The sequence below is a fragment of the Streptomyces sp. JH14 genome, from assembly GCF_029428675.1.
GTDB lineage: Bacteria > Actinomycetota > Actinomycetes > Streptomycetales > Streptomycetaceae > Streptomyces.
Genome location: NZ_JAJNEL010000001.1, coordinates 6,109,251 through 6,129,607, shown reverse-complemented (window position 1 = coordinate 6,129,607; position 20,357 = coordinate 6,109,251). Strand labels below are relative to the sequence as shown.

General features: G+C 70.0%; 17 protein-coding genes and 1 pseudogene. 3 read left to right on the top strand and 15 right to left on the bottom strand.

Translation table 11 applies throughout. The features are described from left to right. Positions 1-19: 19 nt before the first annotated feature. The 8 genes and pseudogenes from hydA to LRD69_RS27525 all read right to left on the bottom strand — a co-directional run bounded on the left by hydA (position 20) and on the right by LRD69_RS27525 (position 8,862). Positions 20-1,411: a dihydropyrimidinase gene (hydA, locus tag LRD69_RS27560; RefSeq protein WP_277329236.1), complete on the bottom strand. Its 1,392-nt coding sequence runs from the start codon at positions 1,409-1,411 to the stop codon at positions 20-22. Positions 1,412-1,598: 187 nt separating this feature from the next. Further along, positions 1,599-2,072, bottom strand: a pseudogene (locus LRD69_RS27555) (amidohydrolase family protein); the annotation flags it as partial. Between the two features lie 363 nt (positions 2,073-2,435). Then, on the bottom strand, positions 2,436-3,719 hold the full coding sequence (locus LRD69_RS27550) for an aspartate aminotransferase family protein (RefSeq protein WP_277329235.1): 1,284 nt from the start codon (positions 3,717-3,719) through the stop codon (positions 2,436-2,438). After that, positions 3,716-4,558, bottom strand: a complete 843-nt coding sequence (locus LRD69_RS27545) for a nitrilase-related carbon-nitrogen hydrolase (RefSeq protein ID WP_277329234.1) — start codon at positions 4,556-4,558, stop codon at positions 3,716-3,718. Before LRD69_RS27545 ends, LRD69_RS27550 begins: the two co-directional genes overlap by 4 nt. Positions 4,559-4,723: 165 nt before the next feature. After that, a complete protein-coding gene (locus LRD69_RS27540; protein ID WP_277329233.1) occupies positions 4,724-6,352 on the bottom strand; it encodes a transposase in 1,629 nt (542 codons plus the stop codon). A 221-nt stretch (positions 6,353-6,573) separates the two neighbouring features. Continuing rightward, positions 6,574-7,995: a hypothetical protein gene (locus LRD69_RS27535; RefSeq protein ID WP_277329232.1), complete on the bottom strand. Its 1,422-nt coding sequence runs from the start codon at positions 7,993-7,995 to the stop codon at positions 6,574-6,576. A 142-nt stretch (positions 7,996-8,137) separates the two neighbouring features. After that, positions 8,138-8,527, bottom strand: a complete 390-nt coding sequence (locus tag LRD69_RS27530) for a PPOX class F420-dependent oxidoreductase (protein WP_277329231.1) — start codon at positions 8,525-8,527, stop codon at positions 8,138-8,140. 62 nt (positions 8,528-8,589) lie between these two features. Further along, the gene (locus LRD69_RS27525; RefSeq protein WP_277329230.1) at positions 8,590-8,862 is read right to left on the bottom strand and encodes a helix-turn-helix transcriptional regulator; all 273 of its coding nucleotides are present in this window, start codon (positions 8,860-8,862) and stop codon (positions 8,590-8,592) included. Between the two features lie 75 nt (positions 8,863-8,937). On the opposite strand from LRD69_RS27525, the gene map reads away from it, so the two are divergent. Next, positions 8,938-9,705, top strand: a complete 768-nt coding sequence (gene map, locus LRD69_RS27520; RefSeq protein ID WP_277329229.1) for a type I methionyl aminopeptidase — start codon at positions 8,938-8,940, stop codon at positions 9,703-9,705. Positions 9,706-9,711: 6 nt separating this feature from the next. On the opposite strand, the gene LRD69_RS27515 is transcribed toward map, so the two are convergent. Further along, on the bottom strand, positions 9,712-10,431 hold the full coding sequence (locus LRD69_RS27515) for a glycoside hydrolase family 75 protein (protein WP_277329228.1): 720 nt from the start codon (positions 10,429-10,431) through the stop codon (positions 9,712-9,714). 147 nt (positions 10,432-10,578) lie between these two features. Then, entirely contained in the window at positions 10,579-12,387 is a 1,809-nt protein-coding gene (gene ggt, locus LRD69_RS27510; RefSeq protein ID WP_277329227.1) for a gamma-glutamyltransferase, read from the bottom strand. Positions 12,388-12,492: 105 nt separating this feature from the next. Between ggt and LRD69_RS27505 the strand changes: the two genes are divergently transcribed. Continuing rightward, complete coding sequence (locus tag LRD69_RS27505; RefSeq protein ID WP_277329226.1) at positions 12,493-13,236, top strand: hypothetical protein; 744 nt, start codon at positions 12,493-12,495, stop codon at positions 13,234-13,236. A 73-nt stretch (positions 13,237-13,309) separates the two neighbouring features. On the opposite strand, the gene LRD69_RS27500 is transcribed toward LRD69_RS27505, so the two are convergent. From LRD69_RS27500 to LRD69_RS27480, 5 genes are all read right to left on the bottom strand, one after another. Beyond that, complete coding sequence (locus tag LRD69_RS27500; protein WP_277329225.1) at positions 13,310-13,840, bottom strand: hypothetical protein; 531 nt, start codon at positions 13,838-13,840, stop codon at positions 13,310-13,312. Continuing rightward, positions 13,837-15,273, bottom strand: a complete 1,437-nt coding sequence (locus LRD69_RS27495) for a HAMP domain-containing sensor histidine kinase (protein WP_277329224.1) — start codon at positions 15,271-15,273, stop codon at positions 13,837-13,839. The genes LRD69_RS27500 and LRD69_RS27495 overlap by 4 nt, the downstream gene beginning before the upstream one ends. Beyond that, positions 15,270-15,953, bottom strand: coding sequence for a response regulator transcription factor (locus LRD69_RS27490; protein WP_030916745.1), 684 nt, complete (start codon positions 15,951-15,953; stop codon positions 15,270-15,272). Before LRD69_RS27490 ends, LRD69_RS27495 begins: the two co-directional genes overlap by 4 nt. A gap of 99 nt (positions 15,954-16,052) precedes the next feature. Continuing rightward, complete coding sequence (gene murJ / locus LRD69_RS27485; RefSeq protein WP_277329898.1) at positions 16,053-17,660, bottom strand: murein biosynthesis integral membrane protein MurJ; 1,608 nt, start codon at positions 17,658-17,660, stop codon at positions 16,053-16,055. A gap of 68 nt (positions 17,661-17,728) precedes the next feature. Continuing rightward, positions 17,729-18,901 (bottom strand): peptidoglycan bridge formation glycyltransferase FemA/FemB family protein, encoded by a 1,173-nt coding sequence (locus LRD69_RS27480; RefSeq protein ID WP_277329223.1) that lies wholly within the window; start codon positions 18,899-18,901, stop codon positions 17,729-17,731. Positions 18,902-19,185: 284 nt separating this feature from the next. On the opposite strand from LRD69_RS27480, the gene LRD69_RS27475 reads away from it, so the two are divergent. Then, positions 19,186-20,349, top strand: a complete 1,164-nt coding sequence (locus LRD69_RS27475) for an Ig-like domain-containing protein (RefSeq protein ID WP_277329897.1) — start codon at positions 19,186-19,188, stop codon at positions 20,347-20,349. The last annotated feature ends 8 nt before the right edge of the window (positions 20,350-20,357 follow it).

Here is a 20,357-nt window from a genome sequence, read left to right as displayed (position 1 = left end):
GGCAGCATCACTGCGGCCATCAGTTCGCGTACTGGCAGATCCCCCGCGGTAGATACGTCCCGTGCCCCGCATGCCCCGCGTACACGCGGTTGTCGATCACCGGAACACCGCGGGACAGCACGGTCTCCACCCTTCCCATCACGGTCTTGCCCTCGTAAGCCGAGTAGTCGACGTTCATGTGATGCGTCTTGGCGGACATGATCTGCTCTGCATGCGGGTCGTAGATGACGATGTCCGCATCGGCCCCCGGAGCGATCGTGCCCTTCTTCGGGTACAGGCCGAACATCCGGGCCGGTGTCGCGCAGGCGATCTCGATCCAGCGACGGCGGCTGATGTGCCCGTCGACGACGGCCTGGTGCAGCAGATCCATCCGATTCTCGACACCCGGCATGCCATTCGGAATCTTCGAGAAGTCTCCCCGGCCCATCTCCTTCTGCCCCTTGAAGCAGAACGGGCAATGATCCGTGGAAACCACCTGCAGATCATTAGTCCGCAGCCCACGCCACAACGCCGCCTGGTGCTCCTTCGGACGCAGCGGGGTGGAGCAGACGTACTTCGCGCCTTCGAATTCAGGCTCGGCCAGGTTGTCGGTCGACAGGAAGAGGTACTGCGGGCAGGTCTCGCCGAAAACAGGCAGGCCCTCGTCCCGTGCTCGCGCCAATTCGGCAACGGCCTCCTGCGCCGACACGTGCACCACGTAGAGAGGAGCACCCGCCACCTGGCTCAGCCGAATCACACGATGCGTCGCCTCCGCCTCAAGGAGCGCCTTCCGAACTTCACCGTGATAGCGCGGATCCCTCTCGCCACGTGCCAGCGCCTGCTCCACCAGTACGTCGATTGCGAGACCATTCTCCGCGTGCGTCATCACCAGTCCGCCATTTGAGCTGGCGCGCTGCATGGCCCGGAGGATTTGACCGTCGTCGGAGAGAAAAACCCCCGGGTACGCGGTGAACAGCTTGAACGAACTGACACCAGCCGAGACGAGCGTGTCCATTTCCTTGAGCGAAGACTCGTTCACGTCGGACATGATCATGTGGAACGCGTAGTCGATCGCGCACTTTCCGTCCGCTTTCTCTTGCCACGTATCGAGTCCTTCGCTGAGCGAACCACCCTTGGGCTGAATGGCGAAATCGATGATGGTCGTTGTGCCGCCCCAGGCCGCGGCCCGGGTTCCAGTCTCGAAGGTGTCGGAGGCGAAGGTGCCGCCGAACGGCATCTCCATATGGGTATGCGCGTCGACACCGCCCGGGATCACGTACTTCTGTGCAGCATCGATGACGTGATCAGCGGTCCACTCATGACTCTTGTGGGTGGCCATTGCCACGACGCGGCCACCGTCGATGAGTACGTCCGCGTGAAGTTCGTCGGAGGCGGTGATGACCAGACCGCCGGTGATCAGAGTGCGTCCCACAGCTTCTGCTCCAAACACATCGGATACGGGGTACTCGCTCGTGGGCCGTGCTGCCCGCCTGATGCGCCTCGGCGGGGCGTCGCTGACGGGTCGGATGAGGAGATACCGCCCCGCGGACAGGCCGAGATCGGCGCGTTCCTACAGGTCAGGGCTGCACTCGGGCTGAACATCCCTGGTCACGCGAGCCAATGAAACTCTTGAAGGAGGTGACGCCCTCCGAGACCAGCAGGTCCATCTCCTTCAGCGAGGACTCGTTCACATCGGAGAGGATCATGTGGAAGGCGTAGTCGATGGCGCACTTGCCGTCGGCCTTCGCGTACCAGGCGTCGAGCCCTTCACGGACCGCGTGGCCCACGGACTGGATGGCGAAGTCGACGATGGTGGTGGTGCCGCCCCAGGCGGCCGCCCTCGTCCCGGTCTCGAAGGTGTCGGCCGCGTAGGTGCCGCCGAACGGCATCTCCATGTGCGTATGCGCGTCTACACCGCCGGGGATGACGTACTTGCCGGTGGCGTCGATGGTCCGGTCTGCGGTCCAGCTCTCGGCCGCCGCGGTGCCGTGCGCGGCGAGCGCGGCGATGCGGCCGCCCTCGATGAGTACGTCGGCATGGAGTTCGTCGGACGCGGTGATGACGAGTCCGCCGTGGATGACGGTGCGGCTCATGTGCCCCTCCTCACTGTGGCGGAACGGGTCTACGCACGTAGACATGGTGCGTGGTGAAGAACGTAGAAGTGGGATACCCACTGTGGCAATACCGCTGCGGTCAAGCGCTGAAGACGATTCTGTTTCCCGGTATGGCGTACACCGTCGGACCAAAGCGGGCGCCGCGGAACATGCGCCCGCACGCGAAGGCGGCAACCCGCAGGAGCGGCCGGCCACCTCCGGGCGGGCGCGTCCGCCGCGTCCCGGGGGGTGACCCGTGGCGACGGTTCCCGGCCGCGCGGTGTACGGACGGCCGTACCGCATACGCACCACGGCCTGCCCGCACACCCCGCTCACACGCCCCGGGACCTCACGCCCGGCACGTCACCCCACCGATCGCAGTGCCCCGGCGAGGATCTCCGCGCCCTCCTCCGCCTCGGCGATGGTCAGCGAAAGCGGCGGGGCGATCCGCAGAACGCTGGTGTTGTGGCCGCCGCCCTTGCCGATGAGCAGCCCGCCCTCGCGGGCCGCTTCTAGTACGGCGGTGGCCGCATCCGGGTCGGCCTCGTCGGTGCCGGGTTTCACCAGCTCGATGCCGATCATCAGGCCCCGGCCGCGCACTTCGCGCACGCACTCCGCGGCTGCGCCGATGGCCCGCAGCCGCTCGATGAGCAGCCCGCCCACGCGTCGCGCGTTGCGCTGGAGGTCGTGTTCCAGGAGGTACGTGAGGTTGGCGAGGCCGGCCGCCATGGTGACCGGCGAGCCGCCGAACGTCGAAATCGAGTTGGCGTCCAGGCAGTTCATGACGTCGGCGCGGGCGACGACACCACCGATCGACATGCCGTTGCCGATGCCCTTGGCGAAGGTGAGCATGTCCGGCGGACCGTTGCGGTCGTGCGCCTGCCAGCCCCAGAAGTGTTCGCCGGTACGGCCCCAGCCGGTCTGCACCTCGTCGGAGATCCACAGGATGCCGTGCCGGTTGAGCACCTCGCGGAACTCCGCGAACAGGCCGTCGGGCGGGGAGGTGAATCCGCCGACCCCCTGAATGGGCTCGGCGATCAGTGCGGCGGCGCCACGGGTGTGCCCGAGCAGATCCTCCAGATCGGCCACGCACGCCTTGATGAACTGTGCGTCGCTGAGTTCCGCGTACGGCCCCCGGGTGCGGACACCGCCGTGGACGTACAGAGTCTGCAGCGGGGACAGGCTCGTCGTCGACCACGCCTTGTTCCCGGTGATGGCGACGGCCGAGAACGACCGGCCGTGGTAACTGTTGCGCATCGCGAGGATCTGGTTCGAGCGGCGGTACGCGGTGGCGAGCAGCAGCGCGGTGTCGTTGGCCTCGGTGCCGGAGGTGGTGAAGAAGACCCGGGCGTCCGGGATGCCGGAGAGCGTGGCGATGCGCTCGGCGAGTTCGACCATCTGCCGGTTGAGATAGAGCGTCGAGGAGTGGATGATCCGTCCGGCCTGCTCGCTGACCGCCTTGGTCACCTCGGGCAGGGCGTGGGCGGTCATCGTGGTGAGGATGCCGCCGAAGAAGTCGAGGTAGCGCCTGCCGTCCGCGTCCCAGACGTGGCGGCCCTCGCCGTGGGTGAGCTCCAGGGGGTGGCGGTAGTAGAGCGCCAGCCACTCGGGGCTGACGGCGACATGGCGTTCATGGAGACTGCTCACGGCTCCACCAGTCCCTCGTACGCGTCGGGGCGGCGGTCCCGGTAGAACGCCCACTGCTGGCGCACCTCGTCGATGAGGCCGAAGTCGAGGTCGCGGACGACGAGTTCCTCCTCCTTGTCGCTGGCCACGTCCCCGACGAACTGGCCCCGCGGGTCGACGAAGTAGCTGGTGCCGTAGAAGTCGTTGTCGCCGTATTCCTCCTGGCCGACGCGGTTGATCGCGGCGACGAAGTACTCGTTGGCGACGGCGGACGCGGGCTGTTCCAGCTGCCAGAGATAGCTGGAGAGGCCGCGCGAAGTGGCGGACGGGTTGTAGACCAACTGGGCCCCGTTGAGACCGAGTTGACGCCATCCTTCGGGGAAGTGCCGGTCGTAGCAGATATAGACGCCGACCTTTCCGACGGCGGTGTCGAAGACCGGCCAGCCGACGTTTCCGGGCTTGAAGTAGTACTTCTCCCAGAACCCCTTGACCTGCGGAATGTGGTGCTTGCGGTACTTGCCGAGGTACGAGCCGTCGGCGTCGATCACGGCGGCGGTGTTGAAATAGAAGCCGGACTGCTCGATCTCGAAGACCGGCACGACGACCACCATGCCCGTCTCGCGGGCGAGGTCCTGCATCCGCCGGACGGTCGGCCCGTCCGGGACCGCCTCGGCCCAGCGGTAGTGCTCGGGCTCCTGCACCTGGCAGAAGTAGGGGGCGTTGAACACCTCCTGGAAGCCGATGATCTTCGCCCCCTGCCGGGCGGCCTCGCGAGCATGCTCCTCATGCTTGGCGATCATGGATTCGGTGTCGCCGGTCCAGGTCGCCTGGACGAGTGCGGCGCGTACGACGTGGGACATGAGCTGCTCCTTCGACGCGGCGTCAGAGAGCCTCTTCGCGATTTCTACGCACGTAGACACGATGCATAGGAGGAGAACGTAAGCCTCGCCACTCGGCGGGGCAAGACCATCGCCGTGAACCGGCTGAGTCGATCATGTTTCGTACCCGTGCGGTCCACACCGTTCCTAGCCAGTGCGCGTGAGTGAGTCCTGGACCCACTGTTGCGTACTGGGCGCATCCCGAACGGTGTTGGATGCGCTGGGTTCCCGCTTTCGCGTCCCGTTCGGCGACGGCCCTCCGGGGGGCCGGTCCGTGGCGGGCGGGCGGGTTCCCTCACGTCCCCGGTTACCTGGTGCGGCCTGGACGGTCCGATGCCCCGCACGATCACTCCGGTCATGTGGGGGCGGTGCCGTCCGACGCCGGATCGGGTGCCCGAGGGCGCGTCGTGCGATCGCGATGCCCGCGGCATCGTGACGGGACAAGGTGCGGTGCGGGGTGGCGAGTGGTTTCTGCCAGTGCTGGGTACCCCACAGGCTGGTGTAGGCGGGGTCGACCGCGACGATGCTCAGGCCGTGTTCGGTGGCCATGGACACCAGCCGGGCCTTGAGCTTCCCGGTGGGGATGCCGGAGATGAGCTGCCGGAACCGCTTGCGGCGGCCGTGCTTCTCGCGGGTTGTCTCGGTGGTGAAGTCGAGGTCTTCGATGCCGATCGCGGCGACACCGACCTGCTTGGCCCAGTTGATCAACCGGGTCAGCGCGTGGCGGATCTGTGCGTCGCGGTGATCGGCCGTGCCGGACAGGTCATAGTCGAAGCGGTGTGGGTCTCCGACCGGGTTGCCGTGCCGGTCGAGCCGGTAGGCGGCGAAGTGGTCGGCGTTGGTGTCGACGCCGATCATGCCCCGGGCGCGCGCGGCCTCCAACGCGATGGTCTGCACGACGGGGCGTTGCCAGGACGCGGTGAGGTACCAGCGGCCTCGCTCCACGTCGAGGTGGATGCGGTAGGCCACCGCCCGGTTCGCTGCGATGCGGTCGGCCCACTCCACGCCCCGGTGCGCGAACGCCACGGTGGAGGCGAGGGTGTACCGGCCGTGCCGGGCGTTGGCCAGGTGCGCGAGCGGGGCAGGCAGCTTGATGGACACTTCGCCGTTCGGGGTGACGCGGATCGTCTCGTTCCCGAACCGCTTCCCCGACTCACCGTCCGCAGCGAGGAACCAGCGTCCCGCCTCCCACCGCTCCCGCCACCGCTCCTCGCTGAGCTCGGCCTCGGCGAGATGATGGCGGGTGTTCAGCAGACGCTTGCCGCCCCTGACCACCCGGACCCGTCCGGCCTGCCAATCGGCAACAGCAGCAGCATGCCGGTCTTCCAGCGCCGCGAGGCGGCGGGACTTGCGAAACCACTCGCCCTGGGAGCGGTAACCGCCCGCCGCGCGCTTGGTGCCCTGCTCCCCGAGCGGAAGGGACAGCCGGTGCCGCAGCGTTCTGATCCCGGCTTCCAGGTTCTGGATGTGCGCCGCCTGGCAACGGCGGGCCAGCGCCCACTGATCATGCGTGGCCTTCGTGATCGCCCCGGCGATCCGCGACGACGACAACCCGGTCAGCTCCCGCTTACGCGACGCCCAGGTGTCCGCACTGTGCTCCAGGCCATCCGCACAGCGGGCCTTGAGATCACGGGAAGCCAGCGCTCCCTGATGCGCACCGACCGCACGCAGCACCCTCTCGTCCCGGGCGGTCAGGTGCCCCAGACGGTCCCGGATCGCCACCCCGCACGGCCCGGGCACCACGAAGGACGCGGCCAGCTTCCGTAAACCACCCACCACATCACCCCCCAGGCCGGACGCCCTGCCACCCAACCCAACGAGCACCAGCCACCAAGGTCACCCATTCGGCCCCAGAACCCCCGTTCCCCCACCACCCCACCGCCAGAACTCACTTCCGCTCGCCACAACTCACTTCAATGCAGCAAACCGGCAGCAGCTCTCAACCCCCCATGGTCGCCCGACGGGGCAGTGCCATGACGGCACGCCAGGTGCGCCGGTCAGCCCGGGATGTCCGCGATGCCCGCCACACGCAGGGCATGCACCAGATCCCACTGCCGCTCCGGTGACACCGCGCGGGCGGCGGCCAGCAGTTGCGGTACGAGCCGGTGCGGATCGCCCGCCGCGATCAGGGCGGCGTCCTGCGGGGTGTGTACGCGGACGAAGGCACCCATCAGCGCCTGGACCTCCGGCCCGAGGCCTGCGCGGTCGAGGGCGAGCACGGCGTCGGCGATCTCCGCCGCGGGCCGGGCCACCCCCTGGCGCAGCAGCTGCCCGCAGTCGTCGGCGCGGCCCGCCGCGGCCAGCGCACCGGCGGCTGCGGCCAGTTCGACGGGCGGCAGCGAGGACACCTCCCACAACAGGGTCGCCCAGTCGGCAGCCAGTCCCGAACCGTGCAGCTCCACAGCGAGCAGCGGGAGCCGGGCGGCAGGCCAGCCGGCCGCCTCGCACAGCACGACGTGGGCCTCGCCGCTGCGGCCTTCCGCACGGAGCCGGACGAGCGTCTCCACGGCCTCGGCGGCGGCACGCCGGGCGGCCGGGTCGGGGGCGGGCACAGCTGACGTACGGCCCCGGGGGCCGGCGTCCGCCTCGGTCGGCGCACCCCCGAAGCGGGCACCGCGCGGGACGGCGGCGTTCACCGGCGGGGCGGGGAGCACAGGGGCGGCCAGGGGGGCGGCGACGGCGTTGTCGTCGTCATCCACGTCGAGCCCGGCGAAGCGTGCGCCGCGCGGCTTCCTGCGCTTGGGACCGGGGGGCCGGGAGCGCTCGGGGGCGGAGGGGTGCTGCAGGGCCGCGGGGGCTTGCGGGGCGTCGGAGGCGGGCACTTCGCCGGGTGGGCCGCCGGCAGCGGAGCCGGATGCGCTGCGGGGGCCGGGCACCCGGGGCCTCGCGGGTTCGGCGCCGGGCGACTTCTCCGACCGGAACCACCCCTGCGGCACCGTCACGGCCGCCAGCCGCTTGCGCAGTTCCGTGCAGCGGGCCGCGGCGCGCGCGTGGTCGTCCTGGGCCCACGCCAGCGTCTCCGGGCCGGGCGACCGTGTTCCCTCGTCCACCCCGGCCGCGCGCACCCGCCGGGCGGCATACGTCTCCTCGCGCAGCATCAGCTCCAGCCGCTCGAGCAGTGCCTGGCGTCCGCCGGGCCGCCGGTCGTGGGCGGCGGCCGATGCGGCGTACAGCGCGGCGGCACGGACCGACTCGCGTTCGGCGAACTCCGTGCCGCGCTCGCCGGCCAGATCCTGCAACAGCGACTCCACCACGTCCCACGGCGGGATCTCCGCACCGTCGAGACAGGCCCGCATGCCCGCGGGATCCCGTTGGACGAACACCCCGTACCAGCCACGCCCCGGGTCGAGGAGGGCCGTGAGATTCCGCAGGTACTGCGCGAACTCGGCTACTTCATCAGCAAGTTGATGCACCGTCACCGTCGCCCTCACTCACCGTCGACTGGAACACCCCAGTCCGCAGGCATTCGACCGCAGGCGTGTTACGGGAGGGCTACGCGGAGTTTTCGGCTGGGATGCCGTCGGCGCGCCGCCAGGACCGCACGCCCCCCGGCGCCGGGCCTCAGAAGGTGATCGCGATCCCGGTGTGCGGGCGCTTGCCGAGCCGCACGACCATGGCCGGCCAGTCGACCAGCCAGAACTTCCAGGTGTACTTGCGGGAGAGGATCCGGCGCACCGCCCGCGTCCCCGCCTCGTCGAGCAGCCGGGCGGTCCCCTCGGCGCTCGGCGCCCCGTCGGCGACCCGCCCGCGTACATCGCAGACGGTGACCACGACGCGGCCGTGGTTGCGCAGCCGTTTCACCTTCCACGAGTCGGTACGGGTCCAGACGAACAGCTCGTCGCCGTCGGCCGCCGCCCAGACGGGCGTGGCAACGGGAGTGCCGTTCTTCCGGTACGTGGTCAGGCTGACGTACTCGCTGCGGTCGAAGTCCTGCGGAGTCCGGGAAGTCACGGGCGTGACCCTACGCGCCTCGTCAAGGGGGGCGCGCAGGGAGCGGTCAACGACCGGCGGCTCTACCCGGCGAGCCGGGCGGCCATGTCCGGTTCCGGGGCGCAGCGGATCAGCAGTTCGTCCATGGAGAGGCCGAGGGCCCCGGCCAGCGCCGCGACGGTGAAGAACGCCGGCGTCGGGGCGCGGCCCGTCTCGATCTTGCGCAGCGTCTCGGCCGAGATTCCGGCGCTCGCGGCGATCTCGACCATGCTGCGCGCGCCTCGCGCCTCGCGCAGCAGTCGGCCGAGCCGTTCGCCGCGCAGGCGTTCTTCCGGGGTCAGAGGCGTTCGCACCATGCGCACAGTCTAGTACTGCCGTTATTCTCATACCGCCGTTATTCATATACCGCTTCCACCGGTATAGTAATTGGCATGGTTCAACTCAAGACGGATAGAGACATCGAGGCGATGCGCGAGACGGGCCGGGTCGTGGCCCGGCTGCTGACGGCCGCACGGGAGAAGGCGGCGGCAGGCGTGTCGCTGCGGGAGCTCGACGAGGTCGCACGCGGTGTGCTGCGCGAGGCAGGGGCCGGGTCCCCGTTCCTGAACTACCGGCCTCATTTCGCGCCCACCCCGTTCCCCGCCGTGATCTGCGCGTCCGTGAACGACGCGATCGTGCACGGCATCCCGACCGACCAGCGGTTGCGCGACGGCGATCTGGTGAGCATCGACGCGGGCGCGACGCTCGGCGGCTGGGCCGGCGACTCGGCGATCAGCTTCACCGTCGGCCGCGCCCGGCCCGCCGACACGCGGCTGATCGACACGGCGTACGAGGCATTGGAGGCGGGGGTCGCGGCGGCGGTCGTCGGCAATCGGATCGGGGACATCGCCCATGCGATCGGCACCGTCTGCCGCAAGGCTGGATACGGCATCCCGGAGGGGTTCGGCGGCCATGGTGTGGGCCGGTCCATGCATGAGGATCCGGCCGTCCCCAACGAGGGACGGCCGGGTCGTGGCATGCCGCTGCGTCACGGGATGGTGCTGGCGATCGAGCCGATGCTGATCGCCGGCGGGCGGGACGCGTTCCACCCGGACCGGGACGGCTGGACCCTGCGTACGTCGGACGGCAGCCGGGCGGCGCACACCGAGCACACGGTGGCGATCACGGATGCGGGCCCCCGTATCCTCACCGCGCTGTGAACGGCGTCAGTTGTTCTGGAGGAACCGCCTCGCGAGCGCGTCGCCGGCGGTGACGGCGGCGCTGTGGCTCTCGATCGGCGACACCGTGGAGTTCTTGAACAGGATGTACGTCACGCCGGACTCGGCGCCGCCGGTCTCGGGGTCGGGGTCGATGCCGAGCGCCGCGGCCGTGGCGTACGACGCCTCTCCGATGATCTGGGTGGGGCCGGTGTCGCCGACGACGGCGTACTCGACCTGGTTGTCGTACAGGACGGCGACGACGCCACCGCCGTTGATCCCGGAACTGCTGTAGTTCCAGAGGGAACTGCTGCTCGGCATGACGACGTACGGCAGCGTCTCGGCGTTCAGCGGCTCGCCGCCGGAGGTGTGGAACGCGGTGTCGTCCTGGAACCACGGGTCGGTGTTCTCGTTGCAGGCCGTGGTGACCTCGCCGTCGCAGTCGATGTCCATGTCGGCCTTCCAGAACACGGCGCCGTTCTTGTCGCAGACCGGCACCGTGGCCGAAGCCTCCTCGTCCGTACGGTACGTGCCGTGGGAAATCTGCGAACAGGACGACAGCTTGGCCAGCAGTTCGGCCGCGGTGACGGAGCCCTCCTGCGCGCCGGCCTCCTCGGCGGCGGGCCGGGCGGCGGAGCCCGGGCCGGGCTGGGCGATCGCGGGAAGTGCGGCGGCCGCGAGCAGTACGGCGCCGGATGCCGCGGCGAGGGCGAGCGTTCGAGTACGCACGTGGGGGGTGCCCTTCTATTAGGAAACTTTCCTTACCGACGCGGTCAAGATGGACCCACGGCCATGAACCCGTCAAGCCCACGGGGCCGGTCCATGACCACATTCGCGCCATGAACCAGCCCCGTGGAGTCGTCTACTGACGCCTCGTCACGGCTGTCCGCTCGGCTTCACGACCATCGCCGAACCGCCGCCCCGCCGGACCCTCTCCGCCGCGGCCAGCCACCGGCCGTCCGGCAGCCGCTGGACCCCCGTGGCCGCCCCGATCTCCGGGTTCAGCTTGAAGACATGCCCCAGCGACTCCAGTTCGGCCCGTACCGGGCTGTTCCACAGCCCCGGTTCGAGCTCCGTCGTCGGCGAGTTGCGCTGGCTGGCGCGTGGGGCCGCTATCGCGTCGACCAGCGGAAGGCCCCGATCGACGGTGCCGATGAGCGACTGGAGCACGGTGGTGATGATCGTGGCGCCGCCCGGCGACCCGAGGGCCAGCACCGGCTGTCCATGCCTGAGCACGATGGTCGGTGAGATCGACGACCGCGGCCGCTTGCCCGGACCCGGCAGATTCGGATCGTGCACCGCCGCATTGGCGGGCGCGAAGGAGAAGTCCGTCAGCTCGTTGTTGAGCAGATAGCCACGCCCCGGCACCGTGAGCGCGCTGCCGCCGGTCTGCTCGATGGTCAGGGTGTACGCGACGACGTTGCCCCATTTGTCCGCGGTCGTCAGATGCGTCGTGTTCTCCCCCTCGTACGTCGTCGGGGCGGCCGCTCCACGGTTCGCGCAGCCGGCCGGATGGCGCGGGTCGCCGGGGGCGAGCGGGCTCGTCAGCACCGCGTCGTCCTTGATCAGGCACTCCCGCGCGTCGGCGAACCGCTGACTGAGCAAGTCGCGCGTCGGCACGTCCTCGTACGCAGGGTCGCCGACCCAGCGCCCGCGGTCCGCGAACGCGATCCGGCTCGCCTCGATGTAGCGGTGCAGGTACTGCGCCTCGGTCGCCCGCGAAAGGTCCGTGGACTCGAGGATGTTGAGGGCCTCGCCCACGCTCGTGCCGCCGGACGAGGACGGCGCCATGCCGTACACGTCGAGGCCTCGGTAGCCCACCTTGGTCGGTGCCTGCCGCAATGCCCGATAGGACCGCAGATCCTGGGCCGTGAGCCGGCCGGGACGCACCACCCGGGTCGATTCCGGATCGACGGGCGGATTGCGCACGGTCCGTACGACGTCGTCGGCCAGCCGGCCGCGGTACAGCGTGTCGACGCCCTCGCGGCCCACCTTCTCGTAGGTGCGCGCAAGATCGGGGTTCTTGAAGACGGAACCGACCACCGGCAGTTGCCCGCCGGGGAGGAAGAGCTCGGCGGTGTCCGGGAAGTCCGCGAACCGGGCCTGGTTGCCCTCCGTCTGCGAACGGAACGTGGAGTCGACGACGAAGCCGTCCCGGGCGAGGCGTTCGGCCGGCTTCAGGAGCCGTCCCAGCGACTTGCTGCCCCAGGCGTCGAGCGCGGTGGACCAGGTGGCCGGAGTGCCGGGCGTGCCGACCCCCAGACCGCTGGTGACGGCGTCCTCGAAGGCGAGCGGCTTGCCGTTCTCCAGGAAGAGCGAGGAGTCCGCGCTGCGCGGGGCGGTCTCCCGGCCGTCGACGGTCTCCACGGTGCGCTTCCTGGCGTCGTAGTAGACGAAGTAGCCGCCTCCGCCGAGGCCCGAGGAGTACGGCTCGGTCACACCGAGCGCGGCCGCGGTCGCCACGGCCGCGTCGACGGCGTTGCCGCCCTCGCGCAGCACCTCGATCCCGGCGGCCGACGCATCCGCATCGACGCTGGCGACCGCGCCGCCGTAGCCCACCGCGACAGGCGACTTGGGCGGGGGAGCGCCCGGTGGCGCCGGGGAGGCCGGTGCGGCCGCCCCCACCGTGACGACAGCGGCCAGCACACTCAGTAACGACATATTCCGCGCGACCGAACGTCGCATACGCACCTCCGGTGAAGGATCGTCCGCGCAGGCTAACTCCGTCTCGCCGGTCTCGTCAGGACCGCGGGTGAACATGGGTGCGAGGTACCGCTAACATGCGCGCCCATGACCGACGACGTACGCAACCTCGTACTGGGCGTGATAGCAGTGGGTGCCGGCGCCGCCCTCGGCTGGATCGCCCGCACCTATCTCTGGCGCCGCAGGCTCCGTCGAAAGCAGGCGTTCTTCGGGCTGCCCGGAAACTCCGAATGCCTGCTCGTCGTCAACCGCGACGCGGGCGGCGACGGCGCCGTCCACCGCCACGACGTCTTCGCCCTGCTCGAACTCTCCGCGCTGATCAAGGACTGCTCGGCGCACGCCCAGATCCTCTCCCACGACATTGCCCAGCAGGGTTTCGGTGACCGCACCGAGTTCTGTGTCGGCGGCCCGGTCTCCAACCGCCGGATGGCGGCCCATCTGCATTCGCTGCTGCCCGGAGTGAAGGTGAACACCGACCCCGAGCCGGGACCGGACCGTGCCGCCTTCCAGATCGGTTCGGAACGCTACCGGGCGGAGAAGGGCGTCGCCGAGCATGTGCTGCTGGCCCGACTGACGGTCGGTCAGGAGGCCCGCCCGGTCTTCCTGTTCTGCGGGCAGCAGGCGATCACCAACCAGGCAGCGGCCCGCTACCTGGCCCGCCATCACGAAAAGCTGTCCCGCAAGCACGGCAACAACTCGTTCTGCCTGCTGCTGAAAGTGGCCAACTCGCAGGCGTACGGCTCCGATGTGGTGGAGCTCGTCGCCGATGTGACGAAGGCGGCGCAGACACCCGTACCCGCGCAGCGCACCTCGCACCGCGCGTCGAGCTGATCCGCCCACGGGCCCGGGCCGCGCCCGTCCAGCCACCCCCGCTCCCCACCCCTGCGCAGGGGTGGCCCGGCGATCAGACGGAGCAGCGGGCCGGCCCGATGGTTCCATCGGTTCCGAGCACCGTCACCGTCGTGCCCTGCTGCGCGCCACGCTCGTATGCGACGGTGCAGATCAGCTGCTGCCGGGCGAGTTCGGAAAGCTGGTTGACGGCGGAAGCGAGCCGGACCCGTACCCCCTCCTTGCCCGTCGTCACGCTCACCCGGTCACTGATCATGGGGAGTTCGGTTCGCAGGCCGGCTCTCCTCTCCGCCGGCGAAGGACCGTTGAACAGCATGGAGAGCTGCTTGCCGCGGCTCGGCCCGTTATCCCCTGTTCCCGAGGACGCGTTGGCCGACGGCGTGTCGACCCGTCGTATGACGGGGAGCAGTCCGCCCGGGGACGACGGCGAGATGAAGTACAGCACCGTGCTCTGCCGGGCGGGCGGGGCGGCCACCTCCACGGTTGCCGCGTCGCCGACCTCGACCACGTCCGTGGACCTGATGCCGCACCCGGTTACCAGCAGCACAAACGGCAGCAGGGCGCCGAGGACCCGCCCTCGCCTCATGCCCCCTCCAGCGGAAGCTCGACCGTGAACACAGCACCGCCGCCTGGCCTGTTGGCGCCGTCGACGGTGCCGCCGTGCAACCTTACGTTCTCCTGCGTGATAGCCAGTCCGAGCCCGCTGCCCGCCGACCGGGTCCGCGCCTCGTCGGCCTTGAAGAACCGGTCGAAGATGTGCGGCAGAACGGCCGGGTCGATCCCCGGACCGCTGTCCTCGACCTCCGTCACCAGCCAGTCCTTCCCGTCCCGCCGCTCGGTCCGCAGCCGTACCCGGACGGGCTCTGCGCCGTGCCGCAGGGCGTTGCCGACCAGGTTGGCGACGATCACATCGAAGCGGGGTGGGTCGAGCACCCCCCTCACCCCGTCCGGGAGTTCGGTGGCGACCTGCCCCTCCCAGCGTCTGGCCTGCAGCGTCTTGCGGATCGTCTCGCCGACGTCGACCTCGTCGAGATGCAGGCCCGCCGCCTTCGCGTCGAAGCGGGAGATCTCCATCAGGTCCTCGACGAGCGTGGCCAGCTTCCCCGTCTCCGCACTGATCAGCCGGACGGCCGCCGCGGTGTCGGCGTTCAGATGGGCGGCGTCCTCGTCGAGGACTTCGGTGACGGCAAGCATCCCCGCGAGCGGGGTGCGCAGCTCGTGCGAGACGTCGGAGGCGAAGCGCCGGGCCCGTGCCTCCGCCCGTTGGAGATCCTCCACGGACTGCTGGAGCTTGGTGGACGACTCGTTGAACGTCCATGCCAGTTCGGCGAGTTCGTCGGAACCCTTCACCTCGATACGGGTGTCGAGCTCGCCCCGTCCGATCCCGGCGGCGGCCCGGCGCAGGTCACGGACCGGGCGCAGCACACTGCGGGCGGCCAGCAGGGCCGGCACCAGCGCGATGAGAAGGGCGGGCAGGGCCCCGTCGCGGGCCGCGGTGACCATGGCGTTGACATTGGCCTCCTCGGGGTGGAGCGGCATCACCGCGAAGAGGACGAGCCCGGTGCGCTGCGGGCCGTAGCCCCGGTCGAACATGGCGGGCATCCCGATCGTCAGCCAGGGCTCGCCGTTCTTGACGACCCGCTGGAACGAGGCGTGCTCATCGGTGCGCGCAGCGGCACGGAGTTCGGGTGTGATCACGTTCGAGGTGGACCGGTCCGACGACGAGACCCGCAGGTCCGCATATTCGGCGAAGACGAACCAGGTGTGCGGCTTGCCTTCCCGGGCGAGGGTCTGGCACACCTGCTGCAGCTGGGCCGCGTCCAGCGGGAGGGTCACCGGCTGCGCGGTGACCCGGTCGCGGAACTGGGCGACCGCGGTGTCCTGTGTCTGCTGAAGGATCGCCGACCGGGCCTCGCGGTAGGTCAGTGTCGCAGTGGTGATCGCGCTGATCGCCGCGACCAGAAGAAACGCCGATATGAGACGGGTCCGCAGACCGAACCGGGCGCCGAGAAGCTTCATACGAGCGGTCCGAACCGGTAGCCGAAACCGCGGACGGTCTGGATGTACCGGGGGCTGCCCGCCACATCCTCGATCTTCTGCCGCAATCGCCGTACACATGCGTCGACCAGGCGCGCGTCGCCGTGGTAGCTGTGCTCCCAGACGTACTCGAGCAGCTGCTGCCTGCTGAAGACCTGCTCGGGAGAGGCCGAAAGATGCAGCAGCAGCTTCAGTTCGGACGGGGCGAGCAGGATCCGCTCCCCTGCCTTGGCGACGGACAGCCCGGCACGGTCCACGGCCAGTTCGCCGTGGAACTCGATACCGCTGCGCCCGGCGGGTTCGGCGAGCCGTCGCAGCACCGCCCGGATCCTGGCCTCGATCACTTCGGTTCGGGCCGGCTTGACGATGTAGTCGTCCGCGCCGGCCTCCAGCCCGACGACCACATCGAAGTCGTCTCCGCGGGCGGTCAGCATGATGATCGGCAGCTGGCTGGACTCCCGTATCCGACGGCAGACCTGGACGCCGTTCATGCCGGGCAGCATCAGGTCGAGGAGGACGAGATCGGGCCGGAAATCCGCCAGCGCGCCGAGTCCCGCCTCCCCTGTCTCCACGGCCCGGAGCTCATGCCCGCGCCTTCGCAGCCCGAGCTCGACCCCTTCGCGTACGGAGGGGTCGTCTTCGATCAAGAGCACACGCGGCATGGCACCAGTATCCCAACAATCACTTTCGAGCCGACCGGCGCAGCCGAGCCGTCCGGCACCATCAAGGGCAGAACGGCCACCGGCCGGCCCAGGCTCCCGCTAACGCCACAGCCGGCCCCGTCCCGCAGCCAGCACGGCACTGACCTCGGCGAGCCGCAGCGGCCGGGCCAGCGCCCCGACCACCCCCAGAAGCACCATCACCCCCGCCGCCGCTGCCACCACGTCCCCAAACCCGTCGCATGCGCGGGCCACCCCGTAGCCGAGCACCCCCGCGGGCGCGCACCCCACCACCAGCCGCACGTGCGCCCACAGCCCGGAGGACCGCCACAGCGCAGGCCGCGGCTCGCCGGATCCGCCCGACACCCTGCGATGCAGCACATACGCGGTCACCGCGAACCCCGCGAACAGCGCCACCGAGTATGCCGCGGCCATCCCCGTCACCGCCCACCGCGCGGGCAACATCAGATACGCGACACCGGACAGCCCCGCGTTGAACCCCGCGATCACCAGGTTCAGCAGGAACGGCGTACGGGTGTCGCCCATCGCGTAGAACCCCCGGGACAGCACGTACTGCCCGGAGAACGCGATCAGCCCCGGCGCGAACGCCATCATCAGCCCCGCCATCACCGTGATGTCCGCGGCGCCGGTACGTCCGTAGCCGAACACAGCTCCCATCACCCACGGCGCGAGCGCGAACAGCGCACCCGCTGCGGGCACCACCACCGCGGCCGTCGTCCGCAGCGCGTACGAGACATCGCGACGTACCCCGGCGAGATCGCCCTCGGCCGCCGCCCGGCTCATCCGCGGCATCAGTGCGGTGACCAGCGAGACGGTCATGATGCCCTGCGGCACCACCCACAGTTGGTAGGCGTAGCTGTACGCGGTGTAACCCACGCCGCCTGCCACACCCTGCTCCACGGCATGCTGCCCGGTGAGGGTGGAGAGCCGGGTCACCACCCAGTAGGCGACCTGGTTCGTCAGTACCAGCATCACGAGCCAGCCGGCCGATCGCAGCGGCCGGGTGAGTCCGCTCCCCCGCCAGTCGAACCGGGGCCTCCAGCGGAACTTCGCGGCCCGCAGCGCGGGCACCAGGGCCAGCGTCTGCACGGCGATCCCGGCCGTCGTCCCCCACCCCAGCAACTGGGCATGCGCGGAGGTCAGCGTGGTGTCGGAGCCTGCCGCGACGCCCAGATACAGACCGAAAACGGCAATGATCACGAGGTTGTTGAGGACCGGGGTCCACATCATCGCGCCGAACCGGTTACGGGAATTCAGCACTTGCCCGAGGAGCGTGAACAGCCCGTAGAAGAGGATCTGCGGCAGGCAGTAGCGGGCCAGCGCGATCGTGAGCTGCGCCCGCTCACCCGAGTAGGGGGTGTAGACAGCGACGATCAGCGGCGCGCCGGCGACAGCGAGCCCGGTGAGGGCGACGAGGCCGACCGCACAGGCGGTGAGCAGCCGGTCGGTGTAGGCGGCGCCGCCGTCGGCTTGTTCTCTGGCGGCCCGGATCAGCTCGGGGACGAACACCGCGTTGAGGGCGCCGCCGATGAGGAGCATGTAGAGGATGTTGGGGACGGTGTTGGCGACCGCGTACCCGTCGGCCTGGAGTCCGGTGCCGAGCGCGGCGACGACGACCGCCGAGCGTATGAAGCCGGTGACCCGTGAGACGACGGAGCCGGCCGCCATGACGGCGCCACTGCGCAACACCGAGCCCGGCCTCTCGGACGCCTTGTCGTGCGCGTCGTGTGCGGCCCCGCCGGCCGCCTCGGTGGCGGTCACCGGCGCGCCAGATAGACCTGGAACGCGCGGTGCAGCGCGTTGTTGGCGGCTCCGCCCACCGATGTCTCCCACTCTCCGAGGGTCTCGACGACCTCCCCGCCGGTGCCGAGCTTCCAGCGCAGCAGTCCGAAGGGGCGGTCGTCGGGGTCGAGGGTGGAGGGTACCCCCCGCATGTCGTGCACCGCGGCGCCGAGCTCCAGCGCATCGCGCATCATCCGCCACTGGAGGGCGTTGCTGGGGCGGACCTCGCGGCGGTGGTCGGCGGACGCCCCGGTCTGGTACCAGACCCGGTGTCCGGTGGAGATCATGGTGTGCGCGGCGAGGATCTCGCCCTCGTGAACGGCGAGATAGAGCTGCATCCGGCCGGGGTCCTCGGCGTTGAGTACCGCGTACTGCTTCTGGTAGTACGCGAGGGAGCGGCCGAGCCGGAATCCGTCGCGCTCCTCGGTGATCCGCAGCAGCCGGTGGAAGGCCGGCAGTTCGGCCGCCCCGCCGACGACGATCCGGACGCCGCACTTGTCCGCCTTGCGGATGTTGCGGCGCCACTCCTGGTTGAGCCCCGCCCACAGGTCGTCGGGGGTGCGTCCGGCGAGCGGCACCTGGAAGACATAGCGCGGCTGGGCGTCCGCGTCATCGCCCGCGTCGCCGTCCCCGCCGCAACGCTGCCAGCCACGCGCCCGGAGCCGTTCGGCGACGGCCGTGCCGAGCGGGTCCACCTCGGTGGCCAGCACATCGCGAACCCTTCGGCTGGGCCCGGTGGCGGCCTTGAGCCGGGCGGTGTCCCAGCGGCGGTACGCCGGCGAGGGGCCGATCCGTACGGCGAAGGCGCCCGCCCTGCGCAGATGAGCCATCAAGGGTTGCAGCCAGCGGTCGATCTCGGGATCGGCCCAGTCGGCCACCGGGCCTTCCGGCAGATAGGCAAAGTATTTGCGGGTGCCGGGGAATTGCCGGTAGAGCACCAGAGCACTGCCGCGCAATTCACCGCTGTCGCCGTGCCATCCGACCATTTCCGACGTCCATTGGTCCTTCACTCCGGCCCAGGACGGGTACTGCAGAAAGCTCGCCCCGGCACACCCGGTCACACGGGCCCGGTGCTCCGCAGCGGTGAGACTGCGTATCCGTAGGCCCCGTTCGCCTCTTCGGTCACCGGTCGCGAGCAGCGCTGACATGTCCGTGGCCCTCCCCTGTTTCCGCACGGCCGATCGGCTCGGCGGGCTTTACAGGATGCTCACAGCGGACCATGACGGATCCGCGCGGCGTATGTGACCGGACGATGACCGTTGCGCTGCGGTCCTTGTCATAGAAGGGAATTCACGGTTTTCCGGGGAATTACCGAACCTAAGGTCTGATGCATGCCTCTCCGCCGATGAGAAGCGCGTACCTGGAGGTTTTTCCGTTGATCTCTGCACACCGGCACGTACACCGCACCACGCCACTCGCCCGCCCGGCCCGGCTGACCCTGATCGCCGGCACGGCGGTGCTCGGTGTCGCCCTGACCGCCTGCTCCGGAGGCGCCGCCGCATCGGATCCGAAGCCCGGCCGGGGAGCCGGGAGCGCCAAGGCCCCGGACACCAGGATCACGGTGAACCTCCAGGGCACGAAGGCCGCCGCGGGCAAGCCCGTGACGGTGGCGCTGGCCGACGGGAAGCTGAAGACGGTGAAGGTGACCGCCGCCGAGGGTGACGGGCTCACCGGCCGGATATCCGGCGACGGCCGGACCTGGACGTCGGACCGGGTCGCCGCTCCCGGTACCGAGTACAGCGTCGAGGCCACGGACACCGGGGGTGGCACCGACCGCGCGGGGTTCTCGACCGCCGCGGCCGACAAGGTGAACAAGCTGACGCTCGCCCCCGGCAAGAACACCACGGTCGGCATCGCCCAGCCGCTGTCGATCGTCTTCGACAACCCGGTGAAGGACAAGGCCGCGGTCGAGAGGGGGCTGAAGGTCACCACCTCGAACAACACCGAGGGCTCCTGGGGCTGGCTGCAGGACTACTCCGGCAAGGACAGGATCGACTGGCGGCCCAAGGAGTACTGGAAGTCCGGGACGCGTGTCACGCTCGACGCGGATCTCAACGGCATCGACTCGGGGCCGTCCGGCGGCTGGTTCGTACGCGACTACGCGACGACGTTCACGATCGGCCGCAACCAGGTGGTCGAGGTCGATCTCGACCGGCACCGGCTGGCGCTGCGCCGGGACGGACAGACGATCATGGACGTGCCCATGTCGGCCGGCACCCCGGGAGGCGAGAAGGCGTCCTGGCGGGGCACGGCCGTCCTGATGGCGAAGGAGGGCACGATCAACATGCGCTCCGAGACGGTCGGTCTGGGCGACGCGTACGACAAGATGGTCGACTCGTCGATGCGGCTGACCTGGTCCGGGATGTACGCCCATGCCGCGCCGTGGAACGCCGCGTACTTCGGGGTCGCCAACCACAGTTCCGGCTGCGTGGGGATGAGCGATGCCAACGCCGCGGAGCTGTACCGGAAGGCACAGGTCGGCGACCCGTTCGAGATCAGTGGCGCGGACGCCAAGGGCACGGTCGCGGAGGGCAACGGTTACGGGGCGTGGAATGTGGCCTGGTCCGACTGGCAGGCGAAGAGCGCGCTCAGCTGATCCGCGCG